This window comes from Vibrio sp. Isolate32 (assembly GCF_022397955.1).
Classification (GTDB): Bacteria; Pseudomonadota; Gammaproteobacteria; order Enterobacterales; family Vibrionaceae; genus Vibrio.
Genome location: NZ_JAKEUQ010000015.1, coordinates 71,768 through 88,259 on the forward strand (window position 1 = coordinate 71,768; position 16,492 = coordinate 88,259).

The following is a 16,492-nucleotide window of genomic DNA, read 5'->3' on the forward strand; positions in this document are numbered from 1 at the left end:
ACCTATCCGTTCTGTCTTTATTCTTATTTTCTATCTAACACGCTCAAAGCGCTTGCTACCAAGTTCAACTAGAACTTGTAACCTCGGTGCAGCGCTACAATGCCGCCCGTTAGGTTGTAGTATTTCGTATTCTCAAAGCCCGCTTCTTGCATCATGCCTTCCAAAGTTTCTTGGTTCGGGTGCATGCGGATAGATTCTGCAAGGTAACGATAGCTGTCTGCATCGTTAGCAATCAACTCACCCATTTTTGGCAATAGGTGGAAAGAGTAGGCATCGTAAACCTTTGATAAAGGCTCAAGTACTGGCTTAGAAAACTCAAGAACCAACAAACGACCACCTGGCTTAAGCACACGGTACATTGAACGCAGCGCTTGGTCTTTATCGGTTACATTACGCAGACAGAAGCTGATAGTAATGCAATCGAAGTAGTTATCAGGGAAAGGCAACTCTTCAGCATTCGCTTGTACATAATGTACGTTGCCAACAATACCGCTATCACGCAGTTTATCGCGGCCAACATTCAGCATTGAATTGTTGATATCAGCTAGAACTACGTGGCCTTTTTCACCAACAATACGCGAGAATTTCGCCGTCAGGTCACCAGTACCACCACCAAGGTCTAGAATACGCTGACCAGAGCGAACGCCACTGCAATCAATCGTGAAGCGCTTCCACAAGCGGTGAACACCACCCGACATTAAGTCATTCATGATGTCGTATTTAGCGGCTACAGAGTGAAATACCTCTGCTACTTTCGCGACTTTTTCGTCTTTTGCGACTGTTTCGAAACCAAAGTGTGTGGTTTCTGACTCTACTGCTGAATTTGTCTGCACGCTTGTGTCCATAATGCTGTTATCTACCATGGTAAGTTCTCATCGACAGTGCACTCTGTATTTAGAGGCGCTGCGGCCGATTAGTTTACTTTATCCTCAGCAGGTTGTCTTTCTACTAAGGAGGCATTTTCTGAAAAAGCCTCATTTTGCGCCATTTCAGCCAAACCAATAGAGATAGGTTTCTTCACCTCAACGCCCAGTTGCTTAAAGCTTTCTGCCTGACGAATCACATTACCTCGACCTGTTACTAGCTTGTTCATGGCGCCTTGATAGCTTTGATTGGCTCTATCTAGCGAGCTACCTAGGCCTTCCATATCATCGACAAACAGACGCAGCTTGTCGTAAAGCTTGCTTGCGCGCTCAGCAATCACTTGCGCGTTCTGGTTCTGTCTTTCATTGCGCCACAAGTTATCTATGGTACGCAGTGCTACTAGCAAGGTGGTTGGGCTGACCAAAATGATGTTTTGTTCCATCGCATCTTTCACCAAGCTAGGGTCGGCTTGAATCGCCACTTGGAATGCAGGTTCGACTGGGATAAACATCAACACGTAATCCAAGCTTTGGATCCCTTTGAGTTGATGGTAATCCTTCTGGCTGAGACCTTTGATGTGCGCACGCAGTGACACCAAATGATCACGTAATGCGGCATCACGCTGTTGATCGGTTTCAGCATTGAAGTAGCGTTCGAACGCCACCAGCGCCATTTTTGAATCGACCACCACTTGCTTATCTTGTGGCAAATGCACGATCACATCCGGCTGATAACGCTTACCCGCATCATTTTGCAGGTTCACTTGTGTTTGGTATTCGTGGCCTTCACGCAGGCCTGATTCAGCAAGCACACGAGCCAGTACTACTTCACCCCAGTTACCTTGCTGTTTGTTGTCACCTTTGAGCGCCTGAGTCAGGTTAACCGCTTCACGAGTCATGCTTTCATTAAGGCGCTGTAGGTTCTTCAGCTCATGAACTAAGGTATGACGCTCTTTGGCTTCTTGGCTAAAGCTATCGTTAACCTGCTTCTTAAAGCCTTCTAATTGCTCTCTTAACGGTGAGAGTAACCCCTCTAAACTCTGCTTGTTTTGTTGATCGACTTTAGCGGTTTTGGTTTCAAACAGTTGATTAGCGAGATGCTCGAATTGCTGTTTTAAGCGTGATTCAGCCTGCTCTAAGAGCTGCAGCTTTTCACTGTTAGCAAGATTTTCCTGATCGTGCCTTGCTTCTTGCTCGCGCAGTTCGGCTTCCAATTCAGATTTATGGTCCTTCAACACATTGATCTCATCGGCATACTGCTGGCGCTCCTGCTTGACTGCTTCGAAGTAGCGAAGCTTTTCCATCGCAGCCATCACCTTGCCGTGCGCTTGTTTAAGCTCGAATGCGGCTTTGTCTCGCTCGTCATCCATTTCATCGAGCTCTTGTTGCGCTTCTGCAAGTGAGGACTTGAGCTGTGACTGCTGTGATTCATGCAACAAACGATCAGACTCAAGTTGCTGCTCGAGCAATCGCTGCTGAAAAGAGAGTTTCTGTTTAACCCACCAACCGACGACGCCACCACTGACGAGTGCGCCAGAAATTGCAGCAATAAGCGTTGCCTGATGTTCGATAATCCATTGCATGATAATGATTTAGCCTAATTGGAAATAACTCATTAAATGGTATTTTGATACTGGATAAATGTCCAGTTTGCCGTATTAAAATTCGACAGATAGACTAAGCGCTCCGTATTCAGTCCCACCCAATTAGAATGAGTTGCCATGAACGAACGTCGTGCCTTGGGCTTTGGCCTTTCCGCAGTGCTACTGTGGTCAACGGTCGCTACTGCTTTTAAGCTGACCCTTGCTGAGTTTTCACCGATTCAAATGCTGACCATTGCCAGCATTGTGTCGTCGATTGCACTGATCGCGGTCTGCGCCTTCCAAGGTAAGCTCTCTCAGCTAAGCACAACATTCCTATCAAACCCTTGGTACTACCTACTGCTTGGTTTGGTTAACCCGCTGGCCTACTACCTGATTCTCTTCAAAGCATACGACCTGTTGCCAGCTTCTCAAGCTCAGGCCATCAACTACAGCTGGGCTATCACGCTAACGCTGATGGCAGCGGTTTTTCTTGGACAAAAGATTCGTAAGCAAGATTGGGTGGCTTGTACCTTCAGTTATGCGGGTGTGGTCGTGATTGCCACCAAAGGCGATGTACTAGGTATGCAGTTCGATAGCCCACTTGGCGTCATATTGGCGCTGCTTTCAACCCTGCTTTGGGCGGGCTACTGGATCCTTAACACCAAAAACAAGGCTGATCCTGTGGTGGGCGTACTACTTGGATTCTTAGTGGCGCTGCCCTTCGCAATTGGTTTAACCATTTACGAGGGCGAGAGCTTTAGCCAAATCACAGCGAAAGGTTGGATGGCAGTGACTTACGTAGGCCTGTTTGAGATGGGGATTACCTTTGTATTGTGGCTATCGGCATTGAAACTAACCAACAACACGGCCCGCATCAGCAACCTGATTTTCGCCTCACCATTTATCTCTTTGATGTTACTTTCCACCATTATCGGCGAAGAAATCCGCCCATCAACCCTGTTTGGTCTAGTGCTGATTATTGCTGGTTTGGTGATTCAACAGATCAAATTTTCAAAAAACAAAGCTGCGTAAATAAGAGCGAAAATACTCGATTGGTCGCGAAAGCCATCAATTGAGTTACCTTTAACTCTAAACTAGATACAAAAATGGCGAGTCGTATGACTCGCCATTTTTATGTAATTTACCTAGGTTAGATAAGGAAACACCTTATACCAATCACAGTAAGTAAGTGTTCATAAATAGCGCAGGAAAAATGCTCGAGAACAAGACAGAAATTTTCGATAAGTAGTTATTCTACAATCAAAATTTCTAACGACGTTATCGAGTGTTTTAACCAGATAGGATGACCAGTTATTTACTACGATTGGTATTAAACCCACTGACCAGCAGTAAAACCTGAGCTCCAACACCATTGGAAGTTGTAACCACCAAGCCAGCCCGTTACATCCATCACTTCGCCAATGAAGAACAAGCCTTTGATGTTCTTACATTCCATGGTTTTGGATGACAGGTGATCGGTATCAACACCACCGAGCGTAACTTCCGCAGTGCGGTAGCCCTCTGTGCCATTGGGTGCGATCTTCCAGTTTTCTAGATGCTCAACAATGCCATTAAGCTGCTTTTCGTTGAACTGCTTAAGCGGTTTGTCTTCCAGCTCTTTACGGTCAATCAACACTTCCACAAAACGCTTCGGCAGTGCTTTCGCCAAGGTGTTTTTCAGGCTCTGATTTGGGTGCTTCTCGCGAGATTTAGCCAGCAGTTCAGCCACATCGACTTCAGGTACTAGATTAATCGAAACCGACTGACCCGCTTTCCAGAATGAAGAGATTTGCAGTACAGAAGGGCCAGATAGACCGCGGTGCGTAAACAGCAGCGCTTCTTTAAACAAAGTACCATCTTGCGCCGTGATCTCCGCAGGAATCGCGATACCAGAAAGCTCAGCGAAATCTTCTTTGTCTTCTTTATGTAGCGTGAACGGTACTAAGCCTGCCGTAGTTGGCATCACAGACAAACCAAACTGCTCGGCAATCTTGTAGCCAAATGGCGTGGCGCCCAGCTTAGGCATCGACAAACCACCGGTCGCTACCACCAGTGAATCACACTCAACTTGGTCGGTATTGAGGTACATTTTGAAGCCAGAATCGATCTTTTCGATGGAATGAACATCGCAGCGGTAGCGCTGTTCGACTTTCGCTTGCTGACACTCTTCAAGCAGCATGCTGACGATATCTTTTGCGGTATGGTCATTCACACAGAACAGCTGCCCATGATCGCGTTCTTCGAACTCAATGCCGTACTTACTCACCATAGAGATGAAATCCCAGTTGGTGTATTGAGACAAAGCCGACTTTACGAAGTGAGGGTTATTACACAGGAAGTTGTTCGCTGATACATCGTAATTAGTGAAGTTACAGCGGCCACCACCTGAGATTAAAATTTTTCTGCCTGGCTTTTTCGCATGATCAACCACCAGCACTCGTCGGCCGCGTTTACCAGCTTCCGCGGCACACATTAAGCCTGCGGCGCCCGCACCAATCACGATTACATCAAATTTTTCACTCATTGTGGTTCTGCTTTCTTCACTTTGCATTCCGAGTACGCCCTGTTCTCAAAATGCCATCAATAAAAAAGGATGTGCGTTAACAGCACATCCTTACTAATTGCTCGCTATTTTAGCGGCAATTTTAAACTTTGCAATTGGTGTTCAATCGTACAAATCTCAGACAGCTGCTATTGCGCGAGAAGCTTGTCTAACATTGCTAAGCTCGCCAAACGAACAACCGACGCTCTAATCACACGTATCGCTCACCTAAACGATAAACGCAGACAATAACGTCACACCCAGCAGAGCAGAAGAGAGTATGAACAACTGTCTTACACGATCACACTTGGAAGTGAACACTTCGTCGTGGTGATGATGGTACTCTTTGCTTTTGATGTAACTAAACAAGCGAACTTGTTTGGTCATATTGCCATGAGTTGTGAAGAACCCACCTCCGTCTACTTGTTGATAAAGTAGAGGATGTGCTTCTCGCATAATATAGATGAGTGTTCTTAGCGCAGTAAAATAACGCGCCCAGTTCACACAAGTCACAACCATTAGTGCAAATAGAATAGTGTCGCCGCTGATCATCCTTTCCTCCCTACATCTTCAAAGGAAAACTCAAAAGAAAAAGATAATCAGAGTCTTTTTCTTACAGCCTAGACTGCAGGAGCATCCATGATTGAAGATGAACCATCTTTTGCCAATTGCGCTAAGTCTTTATCAATAAAGAACAGTGCTTTACCGTCTTCACCAACAAGCTCTAGCTTATCCAATACACCTTTAAACAACTTCTCTTCTTCGTGTTGCTCTGCAACGTACCATTGCAGGAAGTTAAAGGTTGAGTAGTCTTGTGTGCTGAAAGCAACGTGAGCCAGCTTATTGATCTTTTCAGTAATCATCTGCTCGTGTTCGTAGGTTTCACGGAATACTGCGCCAAGGCTTTCAAATTCATGTTTTGGTGCTTCAATCGCACCCAGAATTGGCATTGCACCTGTTTCACTTACGTAAGTAAAAAGACGCTGCATGTGTTCCATTTCTTCTACCGCATGAGCACGCAGAAACTCTGCTGCACCTTCAAATCCTTTGTCTTCACACCAAGCACTCATTTGTAAGTATAGATTGGATGAGAAAAATTCTAGATTAATTTGATCGTTCAGTTGCTCAACCATAGTTTTTGACAGCATTTAAGACTCCTAAGTACATCCTCAATTTTCTTTACTATATCACTATTTTGTTAATATCTCGCTGACCATTAGTTAACCGGTATTTCGAATCGACATTACGCAAGACGATGGATATGAGATCACTTCAGCAAAAAAAGACACCGCATAGTGCTAATCTTAAATTAGACAATGAATAAAGGAGGTAGCGATATGAGTTACAAACATATTTTGGTCGCGGTCGATTTATCAGATGACAGCAAATTGATTGTGGATAAAGCGGTAGCATTGGCTAAGCCATTAGAAGCCAAAGTCTCTTTTATCCATATCGATATTAACTACGCAGAGCTCTATACCGGACTGATTGACATCAATATGGCAGAGACCCAACACAACGCGATGGAAGCGTCTCGCATTCAGCTACAAAACTTTGCGGAGCACGCTCAATACCCGATCACTCATACGCTTGTAGGCAGCGGTGATTTGAGCCATGAACTGTGCGATACCATCACAGAATACAACGTTGATTTAGTGGTTTGTGGTCACCATCAAGACTTTTGGAGTAAGCTGCTTTCTTCAACACGACAACTGATCAACGCGTCTCCGGTTGATATGCTGGTCGTGCCTCTAAGAGATTCAGAAGACTAATGATTTAAGGTTAGGTAACATACAGCTCATATCTTATTAACGAAGTTTTACTATGAGCTATTTAGCTGGTGTTACCCTCCTATGGGCCTTCTCCTTTAGCCTGATCGGCGTTTACCTTGCGGGTCAGGTTGACTCTTGGTTCTCTGTTTTAATGCGTGTTACCCTTGCTGGCGTCGTATTTCTTCCTTTTCTAAAGTTTCGCGGCATATCGCGTAAGCTGATCGCTAAATTGATGGCGATTGGTGGTATCCAGCTTGGCCTAATGTACTGCTTCTACTATCAGTCTTTCTTACTGCTGTCCGTTCCTGAAGTCCTTTTATTTACGGTTTTCACACCAATTTACGTCACGCTGATTTATGACTTTCTTAAAGGGCAATTCTCTCCGTGGTACTTAGTGACAGCTGCAATTGCGGTATTGGGCGCGGTATTCATTAAATTCGCAGGCATCAACGAAAACTTTTTAGTTGGCTTCCTTGTCGTACAAGGCGCGAACCTCTGTTTTGCTATCGGTCAGGTGGGCTACAAAGTGGTGATGGAGAAAGAATCGACCGAGTTACCTCAGCGAACAGTATTTGGTTACTTCTACCTAGGGGCGTTATGCGTCGCATCGGTTGCTTTCATGCTGCTGGGCAACCCTGAAAAACTACCAACCACAACACTTCAATGGGGAATCCTGATCTACCTTGGCTTGATTGCCTCTGGATTGGGTTACTTTATGTGGAATAAAGGCGCGTGCATGGTGAATGCTGGTGCGCTAGCGGTGATGAACAATGCATTAGTGCCTGCGGGCCTTGTGGTGAATATCCTGATTTGGAACAGAGATGTCGATTTAGTTCGATTGTCTATTGGTGGCGCTGTTATCTTATTCTCTCTATTCGTCAATGAGACGTGGGTGAAGAAACGCGTTGCAAGATCCGCAAGCAACGCCTAACAAATTTAAATTCGCCACTACGACCAAGTTCTCTTAGGAGACAAAAAGCAAAAGAGCGACCTTAGGTCGCTCTTTTTAGATCTGGCTAACGCGTTGAATAATGTTCAACAGCTGGTGTTAGTGAATGTGATTCACAACCACAGCCTGGTTTTCCGTGAAGGCGACATCATCAAGTCGTAGGTTGATGCGTTCCAGTTCACTTTCCAGCTTCTGGCTTTTCTTAAACAGCTTTTGCTGCTTCTTAATCATCTTCGCCAGCTTCTTGTTGTATTTCTCTTGTTTCTTAGTCGCTTTCTTCGCTCGCTTCAGTTCTGCTTTCTCATCACCACTCGCGTTAGCAATGCGTTTTTTCAGTTTGGCTTTTTTCGGTGAAGCTTGTTTGTCTTTGTCTCCAAGAGCAGCAGCAGGGTCAAACATCTGTACTGATGAATCTGGGACCTCTGCCAAGGTGACTTCAGGCTTTGGTAGCGTTTCGGCTAACAGACCACAAGCCGCCTTTTCTTCAGCTGGCTTATTCTGACAACCGAGCGGTGGAATTGCTGTTGGTTTACATAGGTTCGCTTCGTCCGCCGATGAACGTGCACAAGAACGACACACAAACTTAGGTTCAGTAACCAAGTTGTGGATCTCGCCCAAGTGTTCAGTGATATCTCGACGGTTTAACTTACAAAAGCGTTTAGCCATGCTACAACTCCAGCTAAGAATAATAATGATTCTTAGTTAGATATACATCCGTAACGCGACTATCGCAAGTGTTAAATGGCATTTTATCGTATTTATGACGGGAAATTTTCTTAGCGTGTCTCTAAGTTATTGATGCTTTATCTAAGTCATTGATGCTTTCACATACACATCAAAACGATTCTTTTTGGTTTCGATCGCCATGCTCGGCTTTTGCTCGTGTAACCAAGCCGCATAATCGGGTCTTTTAACCACAACTCGCTTCGATGCCAACTTCATCGCCGGTTCAAATAGACCATCAGCATCCAGATCCGCACCCACTAAAGATTGGAATACGCGCATCTCTTTTTTGACCAAAGCTGATTTCTTTTTGTTCTCAGGGTGTGGGTACATTGGATCGAGGTACACCACATCAGGCTGTTCAAAATTAGGATCGTTACTAAGCTTATCCAACGCATCATGGCTCGAAGCATGAATTAACTTCATACGTTCGCTTACCCAACAACCAATATCAGGGTCTTGCTGTGCACGCTGTAATCCATCATCAAGCAGCGCTGCCACAACAGGATGACGCTCGACCATTTGCACCTTACAACCTAGAGAAGCCAATACAAATGCATCACGCCCTAAGCCAGCCGTACCATCAAGAATGGTTGGCGTAGCCCCTTTATTCAAACCTGCCGCCTTAGCGATTGCCTGACCTTTACCGCCACCAAATTTACGTCGATGACCAACCGCACCGCCAACTAAATCAACGAAGATAGCACCTAACTTGGGTTCGTCTACTTTGCGTAGCTCAAGTCGTTCGCTAGTCAGCACCAAAGCAAATTCGCTGCTTTCATCGTGAGATAAATTCCAACGGGTCGCTAAGTCATTCAGATGATCGATTTGTGTAGCATCTTCGCAAATCAGTTGTAGTTGCAAGGTCGTCTCCAACAGACAGTAGTATTCAAAACAAAAGAGGCAACCAGTTTACCTGATCGCCTCAACAATACATATTAGCGGTGCAAAGTAATCCCAGCTAAAGTCGGCTTACCTAAACCAATGGCTCTCTCTCGCGTTCTTGTCTTAACTCTTCAACGAGCTCCGCCAGTGGCTTAGGTCGTCCTATGATGTAGCCCTGCGCGTAGTTCACACCAAGCTCGATCAGCTTGTCGATGATCTGGGTATTTTCAACGAACTCAGCCACGGTGTGCTTGCCCATCTGCTTAGCAAGATCATTAATCGAACGAACCATCACATGATCCATCTCGTTGACATCAATATCACGCACGAACAGGCCATCGATCTTAACGATGTCGACTGGCAGCTTCTTCAAGTAACCAAACGACGATAACCCAGACCCAAAATCATCGAGCGCAATCATACAACCAAGGTCTTTAATACGATTGAAGAACTTGATCGCCTGTTTCATGTTACTCATCGCCGCTGTTTCGGTGATCTCTAAGCAGATCTTGTGACATGGAATCGACGAGTTACTCAAACTCTCGATCAAGAACTCAACAAACTCTCGGTTGCCCATCGAATGACCGGAAAGGTTGATAGAACACATCCCTAAATCATCAATCAGGTGTGGGCGTTGCTCCAACCAACTCAATGTCTGGCCAATCACTTGGCGGTCAATCAAATGCGCAATGTTATAACGCTCAGAAGCAGGCATGAAGATCCCCGGAGAGATGTATTCCCCATCCACGTTCTTAATCCGCACCAAGATCTCGAAGTGCATTTTATCGCTGTTTTTATCTAGACCAAGAATACGCTGCGCAAACAACTCCAAGCGATCATTAGCTAAAGCTTCATGCACTAAGTTAACGCATTCCATCTCTAGATGACGTCGACGCAAGTCTTCATCATCTTGGTGGTAAAGGTGATAGCGGTTGCGGCCTTCCTCTTTAGCCGCATGACACGCCGCGTCTGCCTGAGCGTGCACCATTTGTGGCGTTGCGGCAGTATGGTCGATCAATCGAATGCCGATAGAGCAAGTTAAGTTGAGTCGGATGTCATCCCACAAGAATGGATTGTCACCCATCATCGAGATGATACTGCGACACACATTCACCGCGTCTCGCTCAGTACAGTCTTTGATGAGTACCGCAAACTCGTCACCACCCATACGCGCCAACACTGCATTGTATGGCAGTACCTCTTCCAATAGCTGCGCACTAAACAAAATCGCGGCATCGCCCGCTTCATGCCCTGCGGTATCGTTCAGTACTTTCAGTTGGTCTAGGTCTAAGAACAGCATTGCGTGGGTTCGCATGTGGCTCTCAACTTCTTTGAGTGCCTTCTGTAGCTCTTGCTCAAAGTGGTTACGGTTGAAGGTGTCAGTCAGCAGGTCATAGCGAGCTTGATACTCTAGCTTTTCAGAAAGCTCGTGCGTCTCGGTGATGTCTTCACCCACAATCAACAGCTGATCAGACTCGACCAACGGGCGGATATTTTCACGAATCCAGATCTTGCTACCGTCGGCATGGCGATATTCGATATCACGACGCCACACACCACGAATTTTATGCTGTGGTTGCAACAAGATATGGCGAGGAATCATCGCATTCTCATCAACATAGAACTCTCTAGGACGATGCCCTAAAAGTTCATCCAATGGGTAGCCAAGTAGCTCCTCGGCAAATTGGTTCACTTGTTGAATGCGATTATTGCCATCGAGCGTAATCATCATCACAGGCTGTTTGTCGTAATACAGCTTCAAGTTCGCTTCACGTTGGAACAGTTTATTCTCAGCAAGTTTACGCGAAGTCACGTCGCGCGCCTCAAATAGGAACTGAATGTCTTCCTCTTCACTGCCAGGCATCGGCTTCAATGAAATATCCAACACCATCGCACCGCGATCCCGACACCACACCTCGGCTTCAAATCGTAAGGCTGGGTGCTCATTTTTTGCGATGAAATATTCGGTTAGCACTTCTCGTGCGGAATCTTCCCAGTGTTGATGTTGTTGAAGCGGCGTTCCCAATTTATAGCCTTGATTATAAAGCAGCTCATGTAGCTTGCTGTTACTCGACAACAACACACCGCCCTTATCAATAATGCCCATGAACTGCAGGCTTTGGTCGAATATCGATTCCAGTAGCAGCTGGCTTTGTCGGCTGGCACGTTCACTTTTTTTAAGGCGATTAAGGTAATACACCAAGGTCGCGATGACACACGACATAACCAAAAACAGCAAACCTATGGTGCGAATTTCATCGCGGTAGCGTACTAAAAATGACTTAGGCTTGTTGAGGAAGGTCACCGAGGCTTCATTCTCTGCACCCAGATCCCAACGTGAGATTTGTTGGTAATCGAGTTTGATTTCTGGCGCGCCAGCAACCACTTGGGGCAGCGGTTTATCCGGATTGGCGAGCACATTCAGTAGCACTCGCCCAGTGTCTCGACCTTGCGTTTCACCACTTTGAATCACACCACCAATCGCACCAAAACCTAGCCCTAGATCGTGCACCATATACAGTGGCATTTGGGTCTTGATATTCAGTTGTCGCCAATCTTCATCGCTACTCACTCTACCTTGTGCATCGCGGTAATAGGCCCAAAATAGCAAGCTCTTACCTAGATCAGCACGTTGAGAAAAATCCATTAACTCTTGGTAGGAATCCGGCACATAGTGCTCAACGAGATCAGAAAAATCCGGATGGGTTTTGATGAAAAGATCGATTTGAGAACGAATCGCCTCCCCCGTGACCGAGTAATCGGTAACAATGTAGATCTTCTTTACGGTCGATTGAAGACGTTTAACCAGCTCGATATTGCCCACTAAGTCGATATCTTCAGTGATGCCCGTTGCGTTCAAACCTTCGATCATTTCAGGCGAGAAATTATTGATGCCACCAAAGATGACAGGTGTGCCCTTGAGATCGGGCGCAAGGCGCTTCATTAGGTTGAGCGCATTATTGTCACTAACGACAATTGCTGCAAATTCTTCATGCTGTAGCTTGGTGTGATAAAGCTGATACACACGCTCTAGGTATTCTTGGTTTTGGGTACGTTTACTATCGAGATAAACGACACGGTAAGACAACCCGTCGCGATCGAGTTCTTCGGACAAGCCTTTATGGAAATCATCCGTCCAGAAAAAACCTTGATGGTAGGAGTGGATCACCAATACATCTTTTGTCTGCGCCGAAGCAAATACGCTCCAACACATCGCAATAAATAACACCCAAAATCGCACTGAATTCACCCTAACATCATTGTTGCTGCTAATATTATCACCCTTGGCTATGATATGTACTCTAGCCGATATATTTTCATTAAATCTGAGGGTTACGCATGTCCACAACTACCGCTCGTCTCGATGACCTAGACCGTGCCATTCTGAAAACCTTAATGGAAGATGCTCGTACACCTTACGCAGAGATGGCAAAGCAGTTTGACGTAAGCCCTGCTACGATTCACGTCCGTATCGAGAAAATGAGATCGGCCGACATTATTGAGCGTACCGAGGTTGTGGTAAATACGAAAAAGCTAGGTTACGACGTATGTTGCTTTATCGGCATCAACCTGAATGCAGCCAAAGATTACCACTCGGCAATCGCCAAGCTGAATGCCCTAGATGAAGTGGTTGAAGCCTACTACACCACTGGTGCCTACAATATTTTCGTTAAGCTGATGTGTAAGTCGATTGAAGAGCTGCAGTTTGTGTTGATCGATAAGCTGCAGGCGATTGATGAAGTGCAGTCGACAGAGACACTGATTTCATTGCAGAACCCTATCAACCGCAACGTGAATCCATAATTGTTTGATAAATCGATACAAAAAGAGCCTCACAAGGAGGCTCTTTTTACATTCTGATCAGCTCAATATTAAGCGCTGATACCCGCATGACGCAGCATCGCATCGATTTGTGGCTCGCGACCTCGGAAGCGTTTGAACAGCTCCATTGGCTCTTCACTACCACCCATTTCAAGGATGTTGTTCAGGAAGCGATTACCGGTTTCAGTGTTGAAGATACCCTCTTCTTCAAATGCTGAGAACGCATCGGCTGAAAGCACTTCTGCCCATAGGTAGCTATAGTAACCCGCACTGTAACCACCCGCAAAGATGTGACCAAAGCTGTGTGAGAAACGGTTCCAATCAAGACTTGGTAGTACCGCCACTTTAGACTTCACGTCAGCCAGTGTTTCAAGTACGCGCGCACCCACTTCTGGGTCGTAAGTCGTGTGTAGCGTAAAGTCGAACAGACCGAACTCTAGCTGACGTAAAATGAACATCGCTGATTGGAAGTTCTTCGCCGCTAGCATCTTCTCTAGCATCTCTTTTGGTAAAGCTTCACCGGTTTCGAAATGACCAGAAATGAATGCTAGTGCCTCTTCTTCCCAACACCAGTTTTCTAGGAACTGACTTGGCAACTCAACCGCATCCCAAGGCACACCATTGATACCTGCAACCGCGCCTGCTTCTACTTGAGTTAGCATGTGATGGATACCATGGCCAAACTCGTGGAACAGAGTCACAACTTCATCGTGGGTAAACAGCGCTGGCTTATCACCAACTGGTTTATTGAAGTTACACGTTAGGTAAGCGACTGGCGTTTGTAGTTCACCAGAAGCGGTAATACGACGACCACGGCAGTCGTCCATCCATGCACCGCCACGCTTGTGTTCACGAGCGTACAAGTCTAGGTAGAAGCTACCACGCAATGTGTCATTAGCATCAAAAATATCAAAGAAGCGTACCGACTCATGCCATGTGTCGACGCCTTCACGCTCTTTCACTGTCATACCAAATACACGATTCAGTACTTCAAACAGACCCGATACCGCTTTCGATTCAGGGAAATAAGGGCGCAACTCTTCATCTGAGATTTGGAATAGGTGCTGTTTCTGTTTTTCGCTGTAGTAAGGGATATCCCAAAGTTCTAGCTCAGACACACAAAACTCTTTTTCAGCGAACTGGCGCAGCTCTTCCACTTCACGCTCACCTTGAGGTTTCGCTTTCACCGCTAAATCATTCAAGAAACCGAGAACCTGATCTGGCGTCTCTGCCATTTTAGTTGCCAGAGATTTCTCGCTGTAAGTGCCAAAGCCAAGCATACGTGCGATCTCATGACGCAATTTAAGCTGTTCGGTGATGATCTCTGTGTTGTCCCACTTACCTGCGTTTGGACCACGGTCTGAAGCACGAGTAACATAAGCTTCGTACAATTCTTTACGCAGCTCTTGGTTATCACAGTAAGTCATTACTGGTAGGTACGATGGGATATCCAAGGTTAGCAGGTAACCTTCTTGCTCTTTAGCCTCCGCTGCTGCTTTTGCCGCCGCCAGTGCTGATTCAGGCATACCTGCCAATTCAGCAACATCTGTAACCAGCTTGCTCCACCCCATGGTTGCATCAAGTACGTTATTTGAGAATTGAGAACCCAGCTCAGACTGACGCTTGCTGATCTCACCGTAACGATGCTGTTCGTCTGCTGGTAAGCCAATACCCGACAATTCAAAGTCACGCAGTGCGTCGGTAATGGTTTTTTGTTGAGCTCGATTTAATGCCGAGAATGCTTCACTCGCCTTGATCGCTTTGTACGCTTCAAACAAGCCTTTGTGTTGACCAACCCACGTGCCGTACTCAGACAGCAGAGGTAAACAGCTCTCATACGCTTCACGCAACTCGTCGCTGTTCACAACAGAGTTCATATGGCTTACTGGTGACCAAATACGGCCTAAACGATCATCCACTTCTTCAATCGGAGCAACTAGGTTGTCCCAGCTTGGCGAAGTATTACCTTCAAGTACTTGTTCTATCTTGTTGCGACACGCTTCAATCACTTGCTCAACCGCTGGCTTAACGTGCTCAGGTTTGATTTGTGAAAACGGAGGTAAGTCCGTGAAGGTTAATAGCGGATTAGACATATAAACATTCCTTTGGCTTTAGAGACTTTCGTCTTTTTTGTAATGAGGTCGTCTTACAGTCATCAGGCTAAAGTTCGCCCTAAAAAATCACCTGCGAATAGTTATTAAATAGTGCCCAATAAGGCAAATTTCAATAGTAGAACCAATAACTAACCACATATTGCGAACGACTGCTCCTGAATTGTTCGAGAATTTATGGTCCATTGAGGGTTATAATGGTCTGATTAACCCCACCTACACTAACCACACTCTAAATCGAGAGTGTTACGAGAGTTTAATTTGTTAAGTTATCGCCACAGCTTCCACGCAGGTAACCATGCCGACGTAGTAAAGCATATCGTACAGAGCCTTATTCTTAATTCTTTGAAACAGAAGGATAAGCCTTTTGTTTATCATGACACTCACTCTGGTGTAGGTCGTTACGACTTAACGCATGAATGGTCTGAAAAAACCGGTGAATACAAACAAGGTATTGCTCGCGTGTGGGAGCAAAAAGACCTTCCTGAAGACATTCAAAGCTACCTTGAGTCTATTTCCATACTAAATAATGGCGATAAGCTGCGCTACTACCCAGGTTCTCCACGTGTTGCACGTGCACACCTGCGTGACCAAGACCGCATGGTACTGACCGAGCTTCATCCAGCAGATCACCCGCTACTTGAGCAAGAGTTCCACCGTGATCGTCAGGTATCTATCTACAAAGAAGATGGTTTTAAGCGCTTAAAGGGTAGCCTGCCACCAAAAGAGCGTCGTGGTTTAGTACTGATCGATCCGCCTTACGAGCTAGCAAAAGAGTATCGTGATGTCGTGACAGCAATCGCTCAAAGCCATAAGCGCTGGGCAACCGGTATCTACGCAATTTGGTACCCAGTGGTAAATCGCTGTGATATCGAAGATATGATCGAAGGCCTTGAAGGCTTAGGCATCAACAAGATTCTACAAATCGAACTTGGCGTATCACCAGACACCAACGAGCGTGGCATGACAGCATCAGGCATGATTGTTATCAACCCGCCTTGGAAGCTAGAAAGCCAAATGAAAGAGATTCTTCCATTCTTGAAGGAAGTAATTGCGCCGGCAACCGGTCACTTCAAAGTAGAGTGGATCGTACCCGAGTAATCTCCAAATTAACGTCATAGCCTGATGAATATTCGGCAGATTGTGACGTACACGAATAAATTTTAAACAGGGAGATTGAGTTCAACCGATCTGCCCTCAATATAATAATTAGACAATTTAAGAATCTATAGGACGTAGGTG

At 45.7% G+C, this 16,492-nt stretch carries 14 protein-coding genes; 5 read left to right on the top strand and 9 right to left on the bottom strand.

The features are described from left to right. Nucleotides 1-68 precede the first annotated feature (68 nt). Both ubiE and rmuC read right to left on the bottom strand, forming a co-directional pair. Entirely contained in the window at nucleotides 69-848 is a 780-nt protein-coding gene (gene ubiE, locus L1D11_RS12870; RefSeq protein ID WP_239832442.1) for a bifunctional demethylmenaquinone methyltransferase/2-methoxy-6-polyprenyl-1,4-benzoquinol methylase UbiE, read from the bottom strand. A gap of 65 nt (nucleotides 849-913) precedes the next feature. Beyond that, nucleotides 914-2,446 (bottom strand): DNA recombination protein RmuC, encoded by a 1,533-nt coding sequence (gene rmuC / locus L1D11_RS12875; RefSeq protein ID WP_239832425.1) that lies wholly within the window; start codon nucleotides 2,444-2,446, stop codon nucleotides 914-916. 138 nt (nucleotides 2,447-2,584) lie between these two features. Between rmuC and L1D11_RS12880 the strand changes: the two genes are divergently transcribed. Beyond that, nucleotides 2,585-3,478, top strand: a complete 894-nt coding sequence (locus L1D11_RS12880) for a DMT family transporter (RefSeq protein WP_239832426.1) — start codon at nucleotides 2,585-2,587, stop codon at nucleotides 3,476-3,478. A gap of 298 nt (nucleotides 3,479-3,776) precedes the next feature. Here L1D11_RS12880 and L1D11_RS12885 read toward each other — a convergent pair whose 3' ends face one another. The 3 genes from L1D11_RS12885 to ftnA form a co-directional block, all read right to left on the bottom strand. After that, nucleotides 3,777-4,970, bottom strand: a complete 1,194-nt coding sequence (locus L1D11_RS12885) for an NAD(P)/FAD-dependent oxidoreductase (RefSeq protein ID WP_239832427.1) — start codon at nucleotides 4,968-4,970, stop codon at nucleotides 3,777-3,779. 246 nt (nucleotides 4,971-5,216) lie between these two features. After that, complete coding sequence (gene uspB / locus L1D11_RS12890; RefSeq protein WP_061033090.1) at nucleotides 5,217-5,540, bottom strand: universal stress protein UspB; 324 nt, start codon at nucleotides 5,538-5,540, stop codon at nucleotides 5,217-5,219. A gap of 68 nt (nucleotides 5,541-5,608) precedes the next feature. Then, entirely contained in the window at nucleotides 5,609-6,136 is a 528-nt protein-coding gene (gene ftnA, locus L1D11_RS12895) for a non-heme ferritin (RefSeq protein WP_008218572.1), read from the bottom strand. Between the two features lie 189 nt (nucleotides 6,137-6,325). Here ftnA and uspA point away from each other — a divergent pair, with 189 nt between their 5' ends. After that, nucleotides 6,326-6,760: a universal stress protein UspA gene (gene uspA / locus L1D11_RS12900; RefSeq protein ID WP_061033089.1), complete on the top strand. Its 435-nt coding sequence runs from the start codon at nucleotides 6,326-6,328 to the stop codon at nucleotides 6,758-6,760. Between the two features lie 52 nt (nucleotides 6,761-6,812). Then, nucleotides 6,813-7,691 (top strand): carboxylate/amino acid/amine transporter, encoded by an 879-nt coding sequence (locus L1D11_RS12905; RefSeq protein ID WP_239832428.1) that lies wholly within the window; start codon nucleotides 6,813-6,815, stop codon nucleotides 7,689-7,691. Nucleotides 7,692-7,808: 117 nt separating this feature from the next. On the opposite strand, the gene L1D11_RS12910 is transcribed toward L1D11_RS12905, so the two are convergent. The 3 genes from L1D11_RS12910 to L1D11_RS12920 all read right to left on the bottom strand — a co-directional run bounded on the left by L1D11_RS12910 (nucleotide 7,809) and on the right by L1D11_RS12920 (nucleotide 12,531). Further along, nucleotides 7,809-8,375 (bottom strand): DUF3450 domain-containing protein, encoded by a 567-nt coding sequence (locus tag L1D11_RS12910; RefSeq protein ID WP_239832429.1) that lies wholly within the window; start codon nucleotides 8,373-8,375, stop codon nucleotides 7,809-7,811. A 141-nt stretch (nucleotides 8,376-8,516) separates the two neighbouring features. Continuing rightward, a complete protein-coding gene (locus L1D11_RS12915; RefSeq protein ID WP_239832430.1) occupies nucleotides 8,517-9,296 on the bottom strand; it encodes a class I SAM-dependent methyltransferase in 780 nt (259 codons plus the stop codon). Between the two features lie 112 nt (nucleotides 9,297-9,408). Beyond that, on the bottom strand, nucleotides 9,409-12,531 hold the full coding sequence (locus L1D11_RS12920; protein WP_239832443.1) for an EAL domain-containing protein: 3,123 nt from the start codon (nucleotides 12,529-12,531) through the stop codon (nucleotides 9,409-9,411). Nucleotides 12,532-12,656: 125 nt separating this feature from the next. Between L1D11_RS12920 and asnC the strand changes: the two genes are divergently transcribed. After that, entirely contained in the window at nucleotides 12,657-13,121 is a 465-nt protein-coding gene (gene asnC, locus L1D11_RS12925; protein ID WP_008218581.1) for a transcriptional regulator AsnC, read from the top strand. 68 nt (nucleotides 13,122-13,189) lie between these two features. Here the strand turns inward: asnC and prlC are convergent, their stop codons facing one another. Then, nucleotides 13,190-15,232 (bottom strand): oligopeptidase A, encoded by a 2,043-nt coding sequence (gene prlC / locus L1D11_RS12930; protein WP_239832431.1) that lies wholly within the window; start codon nucleotides 15,230-15,232, stop codon nucleotides 13,190-13,192. 279 nt (nucleotides 15,233-15,511) lie between these two features. Here prlC and L1D11_RS12935 point away from each other — a divergent pair, with 279 nt between their 5' ends. Beyond that, the gene (locus tag L1D11_RS12935) at nucleotides 15,512-16,351 is read left to right on the top strand and encodes a 23S rRNA (adenine(2030)-N(6))-methyltransferase RlmJ (RefSeq protein WP_239832432.1); all 840 of its coding nucleotides are present in this window, start codon (nucleotides 15,512-15,514) and stop codon (nucleotides 16,349-16,351) included. Nucleotides 16,352-16,492: the final 141 nt, after the last annotated feature.

Bases quoted from the DNA above. Each gene is read 5' to 3' on its own strand.
- asnC (WP_008218581.1), top strand. From the start codon at position 12,657: ATGTCCACAACTACCGCTCGTCTCGATGACCTAGACCGTGCCATTCTG.
- L1D11_RS12920 (WP_239832443.1), bottom strand. From the start codon at position 12,531: ATGTGTTGGAGCGTATTTGCTTCGGCGCAGACAAAAGATGTATTGGTG.
- L1D11_RS12885 (WP_239832427.1), bottom strand. From the start codon at position 4,970: ATGAGTGAAAAATTTGATGTAATCGTGATTGGTGCGGGCGCCGCAGGC.
- uspA (WP_061033089.1), top strand. From the start codon at position 6,326: ATGAGTTACAAACATATTTTGGTCGCGGTCGATTTATCAGATGACAGC.
- L1D11_RS12905 (WP_239832428.1), top strand. From the start codon at position 6,813: ATGAGCTATTTAGCTGGTGTTACCCTCCTATGGGCCTTCTCCTTTAGC.
- L1D11_RS12910 (WP_239832429.1), bottom strand. From the start codon at position 8,375: ATGGCTAAACGCTTTTGTAAGTTAAACCGTCGAGATATCACTGAACAC.
- ftnA (WP_008218572.1), bottom strand. From the start codon at position 6,136: ATGCTGTCAAAAACTATGGTTGAGCAACTGAACGATCAAATTAATCTA.
- uspB (WP_061033090.1), bottom strand. From the start codon at position 5,540: ATGATCAGCGGCGACACTATTCTATTTGCACTAATGGTTGTGACTTGT.
- L1D11_RS12880 (WP_239832426.1), top strand. From the start codon at position 2,585: ATGAACGAACGTCGTGCCTTGGGCTTTGGCCTTTCCGCAGTGCTACTG.
- rmuC (WP_239832425.1), bottom strand. From the start codon at position 2,446: ATGCAATGGATTATCGAACATCAGGCAACGCTTATTGCTGCAATTTCT.
- prlC (WP_239832431.1), bottom strand. From the start codon at position 15,232: ATGTCTAATCCGCTATTAACCTTCACGGACTTACCTCCGTTTTCACAA.